A 1,401-nucleotide genomic window follows, 5' to 3' on the forward strand; every position below is an offset into this window, starting at 1 on the left:
AGGCATTTCAGAGCGTTCAGCCCGGCGTCTTGATAAAGCTAATCGACAACCGAACGAAGGTAAGCGTCAGTGGCGCACACGCAAAGATCCACTTGAAGCGGTATGGGGAAGCATTGTTATTCCCATACTTGAACAGGGTAAGGACATTACGCCTGTGGGTGTATTTGATCACCTTTGTGAATATCACACCGATAAATTCAGTCCTGGATCACGCCGAACACTTGAGCGCCGGATCCACAAATGGCGTTCATTACACGGGCCTGCTAAAGATGTTGTGTTTATGCAAACGCATGAATATGGTGCGCTCGGCATTACTGACTTTACTCACGTGAAGTCACCGGTCACCATTGCTGGTGAGCCATTAAAGCACATGTTGTTTCATTACCGGATGCCGGCCAGCGGCTGGGCTTTTATTCAGGTTATCTATGGCGGCGAAAGCTTCGCGGCCTTCTCTGATGGATTACAAAATGCGCTACATGCTGCCGGCGGTGTACCTAGGGAAATTCGTACTGACAGTCTGAGCGCAGCTTATAAAAATCACTCATCGGCTGATGAACTAACGGAGCGCTTCAACGACCTTGTTAAGCACTATGGTTTTAAAGCAACGCGCAACAATCTGGGCGTTGCTCATGAAAACGGTGCAATAGAGAGCCCGCACGGGCACACCAAATCACAAGTAGAACAGGCACTAAAAATCCGTGGTAGTTACGACTTCGAAAGTCGTAATGCGTATGAAGTGTTTGTCACCAGTGTGGTAGCACGGCGTAACCGTCGCGTCAGCGACAAATACCAGATAGAACAGCGACAATTACAGCCGCTGCCCCGGGCAATGAGCGTCAATTATACCGAGCATTATATAACGGTGTCGCGCACAAGCACGATCTGCCTGAAGCGTGTAACCTATACGGTGCCATCACGGCTTATTGATAGTCGATTGCTAGTACGCCTCTATGATGACCGGTTGGCCCTATTTTACGGTACCGACTTCGTGCTTGAACTTGAGCGCGTATATGCCGAAAAAGGTTGTCGTGCCCGCAGCGTCAATTACCGGCATGTCATTGAGTCGCTGGCGAAGAAGCCCCGTGCGTTCCGCCACTCACAGTTACGCGATGACTTGCTACCGGACGACAATTACAAGGCCATCTGGGAGTATGTCGACGACAAGTTAACGGCAGATAAAGCCAGCTATTACATGGTAAAACTGCTTCATTTAGCTAAACAAAGTGGTTGTGAGCGTCAATTAGGTCGATTTATTGCGGCGGCAATTACCCAGCGACAATTACCGGCCATTCGAGAATGCGAAGAACGCTTTTTAGTTATCGAACCGAAAAAGCCATCACTGACCATCAAGCAACACAGTCTAAGCTCGTACGCCAGTATGATACCGGGAGGTCTGCATGG

1 protein-coding gene is annotated in these 1,401 nt (G+C 49.4%); it reads left to right on the top strand.

From position 1 onward, the window contains the following. A partial coding sequence (istA, locus tag V7R39_RS17675) for an IS21 family transposase (protein ID WP_334032271.1) occupies window positions 1-1,401 on the top strand: 1,401 nt, incomplete at both ends.

The sequence above is a fragment of the Alteromonas sp. P256 genome (genome assembly GCF_036864455.1).
GTDB lineage: Bacteria > Pseudomonadota > Gammaproteobacteria > Enterobacterales > Alteromonadaceae > Alteromonas.